The organism is Palleronia sp., from assembly GCF_042089775.1.
In the GTDB taxonomy this organism is placed as follows: Bacteria; Pseudomonadota; Alphaproteobacteria; order Rhodobacterales; family Rhodobacteraceae; genus Palleronia.
In genome coordinates this window covers 1-5166 of the sequence record NZ_JBELKF010000150.1, presented here as the reverse complement: position 1 = coordinate 5166, position 5166 = coordinate 1, and the positions used below count along the sequence as shown (strand labels likewise).

Below are 5166 nucleotides of genomic sequence, written 5' to 3'. Positions count from 1 at the left end.
ATTTTCAGCACAACGTCAGAACCAACCCGCCCGCGCCCACCGCACACCAGCCGATGCCGAACGAGGGATCAGTCAACCGAAAGTTCCCTCGAAACGGCAAAAGGGCGAGGTAAGCCCCGCCCTTCCCGCCATCCGAAGCGCTCTCAGCGCAACTACGGCGCGGCCGAATCCGTGAACGCTTGAAAGAACTGCGCTTTGACCTGCTCCGGATCGCAATCGATCGCGACCTGTGTGGTTCGGCCTTCCCTGCTGCGCTGCGTCTTGCCGATGGTGTCGCCGTCCAGGACGACCTCCATCGGAACCGCCTCGATCTTCAGTATCTCCGGCATGATGCAGGCCATCACAGCCAAGGGATCATGAAGGCCGCAACCGTGCAGCCCCTTCGAGCGGTAGAACTCGAGGTAGAAGTGGCTCATCTCCTGAAGAAACGGGCCGTGCGCCCGATCGATCCGGGCGAGCGTTTCGAAATCCTCTACGGTCAGCAAAACCTGCATGGTGACGTCCAACCCGATCATCAGCGTCGGTGCGCCGCTTTTCAGGACGATGTCCAGCGCGTGGGGGTCGTGGTACGTATTCGCTTCGGCCGCCGGAGTGATGTTGCCCGACACATCCAGAGCGCCGCCCATGAAGACGATGCCGCGGATATTGCCCGCGAAGGCGGGGTCGAGTTCGATGGCCTGCGCGATGTTCGTGATAGGCCCGATCGGACAAATGATCAGCTCGCCCCGCTGCTCTCGCGCCATGCGGACGAGGAACTCGGCCGCCGTTTCGCTGATGGCCGCCCCCTGCGGTCGCACGGCCGGAAGATCGCCGAAGCCCTCCGGGCCGTGGACGCCGTGCGACGCAGGAAATGGCGGCAGGGAAAGCGGCCGCCCCGCCCCTTGCGCCACGGGAATGTCGAGCCTAGCGCGCTCCACCAGGTACAGGGCGTTCCGCGTCGCCTGCTCAATCGTGACGTTGCCGAACACCGACGTCAGGCCGGCAAGCTCGATCTCGGGGTGCGCGGCAGCGTATAGGATCGCCAGCGCGTCGTCGACACCGGGATCGGTGTCTATGATCATCTTCATAGGTAGGTCCACATCCAGGGTTGCGACCTCGACCAGCCGCCTTGCTAGCGCCAGCCCAGGCCCGGGGCGACGTGCTTCAGGATCGCGTCGATGACATGGGCGTTGTAGTCTACCCCAAGCTGGTTCGGAACCGTCAGAAGCAGCGTATCCGCCTCCGCGATGGCCTCATCCACAGCCAATTGCGCGATCAGCTTGTCGGGCTCATCAGCATAACTGCGGCCGAAGATCGCCCGCGTCTGCGCATCAAGGTAACCGACCTGGTCCCTGCCCTGGTTGCCGCGCCCGAAATAGGCGCGGTCTTGGTCAGAGACGAGCGCGAATATGCTGCGGCTGACCGACACCCTAGGCGTCCGCGCGTGACCCGCTTCTTTCCACGCATCGCGATAGGCGCGGATCTGTTCGGCCTGTTGCACGTGGAACGGCTGCCCCGTCTCGTCGTCCTTTAGCGTAGAGCTTTGAAGGTTCATCCCGAATCTGGCGGCCCAAGCCGCTGTCGCGTTCGACCCGGCACCCCACCAGATGCGGTCCCGCAGCCCCTCGGAATGCGGCTCCAGCCGCAAAAGTCCCGGCGGGTTCGGAAACATCGGGTTCGGGTTCGGCTGCGCGAACCCCTCGCCCCGCAGCACGTCGAGCAGCACCTCGGCATGGCGCCGCCCCATGTCTGCATCGCTCGCCCCCTCAGCGGGACTATGCCCGAAATGCCGCCAGCCATCGATCACCTGCTCGGGAGAGCCGCGGCTGATGCCGAGCTGAAGTCGCCCGCCCGAGATCAGATCGGCCGAGCCGGCATCCTCGGCCATGTAGAAGGGGTTCTCGTAGCGCATGTCGATGACCGCGGTGCCGATCTCGATCTTTCGCGTCCGCGCGCCGACCGCCGCCAGCAGCGGAAAGGGCGACGCCAGCTGCTGGGCAAAGTGGTGCACCCGGAAATAGGCGCCGTCCGCCCCCAGCTCCTCGGCCACGACGGCAAGATCGATCGACTGCAGCAGTGCATCCCCGGCCGAGTGAGTTTGCGAGCCCGCCGAAGACGCCCAGTGGCCGAAAGACAGGAATCCGATCTTCTTCATGTAATCTCTCCTTCGCGCCCGGCGCACCACGTTCAAGGCGAACCTATGCAGCAACCGCAGGCCCCGGAAGACGCACCGGCCGCGCTTTGGCGAACAGGCGCTGTGGCCCTGCGCGTGCCGCAATCAGTCGGAGCGATATGCGCTACCGTCTTCGGCTTGCGCCGGATCACCGACGTAGCGACCGCCTTCCGGAACCGCCACCTGTGCAAAGTCGCGGGCGAGGGTGTGAAGCGCCCCGCGCATCTCTGCCCCGCGCATAGCCGGGCCATGTCCTGTTACCGCAACCTCCGGCTCAAGCCTGGCCAAGGTCTCGACAGACGCGGCCGAGGCTTGCCAATCGGTGGTAAGGTATTGCGGTGGGCCATGCATCTCGGGCTTCTGTACCGCCACGGCATAGGCAGATTCCTGATTTGTCGTTACGAAGGCGTCCCCGGCGATGATCGTCCGATCCTCCTCGCGCCACAGCGAGACGTGGCCGGGGCAGTGGCCGGGCGTATGGATCCAGCGCCAGCCGGGCATTCCTGGGACCGACCCGTCTTCAGGCAACCGCTGCAGGTGGCGCGCGACGTTCACCGGCGAACGCGGGTAGAGCGGCGACAGTCGCGCCATGAGTCCGCCGACGCCAGGATCGGGCAGTGGGTACGAGGCGCTGCCGTCGAGATACGGCATCTCAAGCGCGTGCGCGTATACCGGCACATCCCATAGCGCGACCAAATCCTCCAGCGCACCGACATGATCGAAGTGGCCGTGCGTCAATACGATCGCTGCCGGGCGGGCGTCAGGACCGAACCGCTCTGCCGCCGCCTCCGTGATCATGCCCATCGTACCAGAGACGCCGGCATCGACGAGCACCCAATCCCGGTCACCAGCGCCGGCCCGTCCGTGGAACGCTACATTGACGATGCCGAGCCGCCGGTAGGCAAGATCCTCCGCCACCTCACGCGTGTGGTCGCGGGGCGCCGGATCACGCACTCGGTCATGCGGGTCGAGAGGAATTTGGTCGGACATGAGGATCTTCGAGCTGATGAACGGAGTACTTCGTCCAACCCGTCCCTGCGGCCAACGTTCCCGTCTGCGACTCAGAGCCGCTCGAAGCCGTTCCGAACCGGAAGGGCAGCACTGCCTGTCTGCTTTCGCAACGACAGGAGCGGACACCGAGCATCCGACCGCAGCTTGGCCGGAATTCACCGCTCTAAATGCCAGCCTCATCGGGCACCTCTAGACCGCCTTTTGATCCAGCGGCATGCTTGGAATGGCACGGGAGTGACGCGTCGCTGCTCGCGTGCACCCGCGCCTAAAGGTGCCAGCGGAATACACTCGACGCGCCGTCACGGTCGACGCCCCGTCGCACCGGCCCCACATCAGTCGCGAAAGAGGAGAGTTTTGCCATGACGCAAGCGACCAGCATTCACCTTGCCACGCGCCCCGAAGGCGAGCCGACCCAGGGCAATTTCCGCATCGAGACGCACGAACTGCCCGACCCTGCCGAGGGCGAGGTGCAGGTCCGCGTCATCTGGCTTTCGCTTGACCCCTACATGCGCGGCCGGATGGATGCCGGCCCGTCCTACGCCGACCCGGTCGAGGTCGGGGGCGTGATGACCGGCCAGACCGTGGGCGAGGTCATCGCCTCGAACGCCGAGAGTTTCGCGAAAGGCGACATCGTCACCGGCTTCACCGGTTGGGTCTCGCACGCCAATGCCAAGGCGGCGGGCCTGCGCAAGCTCGACCCGTCGCGCGCGCCGATTCAGGCCGCGCTCGGGGTTCTGGGAATGCCGGGCATGACCGCCTGGACCGGCATCTCCGAGATCATCTGCGCGAAAGAGGGCGAAACGGTCGTGATTTCGGCCGCCACCGGGGCCGTGGGCACCGTCGCTGGCCAGATCGCCAAGACCCGCGGCTGCCGCGTCATCGGCGTTGCCGGCGGCGAGGAAAAGTGCCGCTATGCCGAGGACGAGCTGGGCTATGACGCCTGCATCGACCACCACGCCCATGCGGACGGCAAGGCCATGGCCGAGGCACTGAAAGCTGCCGCGCCGGACGGGATCGATGGCTATTTCGAGAATGTCGGCGGCAAGACGCTGGTGGGCGTCCTGAACAACATGAACACCTTCGGCCGGGTCGCGCTGTGCGGGATGGTGGCGTGGTACAACGGCAAGAACCTCGGCCAGTCGATGCCATTGCCGGCCGCTTGGGGCGCAATCCTGAAGAACCGCCTGACCGTGCGTGGCTTCATCGTGGGCGACCATTGGGACCGCTTCGACGCATTCCTGTCCGAGGTGGCGCCAAAGGTTGGCGACGGCTCGATCAGCTACCGCGAAGACGTGACCGAAGGGCTCAAGAATGCGCCAGAGACCTTCCTGTCGATGCTCGAGGGCGGCAACTTCGGCAAAACACTGATCCGCGTCGGCCCCGACGCCGGTTGACCTTGATCAAGGCGCGGTTCGATGGTCGGTGTTTCGGTGACGTCAAAGATTACGGAGCAGAGACATGACCAGCCACCGACCCGCCCTTGTGTTGGCCCTTCTTTTGGTGACGGCGGGCTGCGTCGCGCCTGCCCCGGATCACGTGGACGAACCGGACGCGACCGGTGAAGAGATCTATCAGGCGCGATGCGCCGCCTGCCACGGTCCCGAAGGCCGGGGAGACGGGCCACTTGCGCAGCGGCTCGACCGCCGGCCCGCCGACCTGACCCGGCTGCCGGGCGGGGCGGACTTCCCCCGCGCCCATGTGATGGGCTACGTGGATGGCTATTTCCGTGACGATGCGGGCGAGGTCATGCCTCAGTTCGGACCTGAAATGGCGGAGGGGCAACTTGTTCCCTACGACATTGGCGACGGCGTCATGACCCCTACGCCGGCCGCGTTGATCCGCGTTGCGGATTACGTGGAAAGCCTTCAGGCAAAGTAAGGCGAAAAATGCGCGGACCCTCTTGCGCCCGCCGACGCGGATCGCTAAATCCGCGCTCACCAATGATGATGCGGGCGTAGCTCAGGGGTAGAGCATAACCTTGCCAAGGTTAGGGTCGTGAGTTC

Annotated in this window: 5 protein-coding genes; 2 read left to right on the top strand and 3 right to left on the bottom strand. The window is 65.3% G+C overall.

The features are described 5' to 3' along the window. Nucleotides 1-152: 152 nt before the first annotated feature. The 3 genes from ACFDS3_RS18855 to ACFDS3_RS18845 all read right to left on the bottom strand — a co-directional run bounded on the left by ACFDS3_RS18855 (nt 153) and on the right by ACFDS3_RS18845 (nt 3142). Nucleotides 153-1067 (bottom strand): nucleoside hydrolase, encoded by a 915-nt coding sequence (locus tag ACFDS3_RS18855; RefSeq protein WP_375263885.1) that lies wholly within the window; start codon nt 1065-1067, stop codon nt 153-155. 44 nt (nt 1068-1111) lie between these two features. Further along, a complete protein-coding gene (locus ACFDS3_RS18850; RefSeq protein ID WP_375263884.1) occupies nt 1112-2134 on the bottom strand; it encodes an LLM class flavin-dependent oxidoreductase in 1023 nt (340 codons plus the stop codon). 123 nt (nt 2135-2257) lie between these two features. Further along, complete coding sequence (locus ACFDS3_RS18845) at nt 2258-3142, bottom strand: MBL fold metallo-hydrolase (protein WP_375263883.1); 885 nt, start codon at nt 3140-3142, stop codon at nt 2258-2260. Nucleotides 3143-3522: 380 nt separating this feature from the next. On the opposite strand from ACFDS3_RS18845, the gene ACFDS3_RS18840 reads away from it, so the two are divergent. Further along, nucleotides 3523-4557 carry an NADP-dependent oxidoreductase gene (locus ACFDS3_RS18840; protein ID WP_375263882.1) on the top strand — a complete coding sequence of 345 codons (1035 nt, stop codon included), beginning with the start codon at nt 3523-3525 and terminating at the stop codon, nt 4555-4557. Between the two features lie 64 nt (nt 4558-4621). After that, a complete protein-coding gene (locus ACFDS3_RS18835; RefSeq protein ID WP_375263881.1) occupies nt 4622-5041 on the top strand; it encodes a c-type cytochrome in 420 nt (139 codons plus the stop codon). Nucleotides 5042-5166 lie beyond the last annotated feature (125 nt).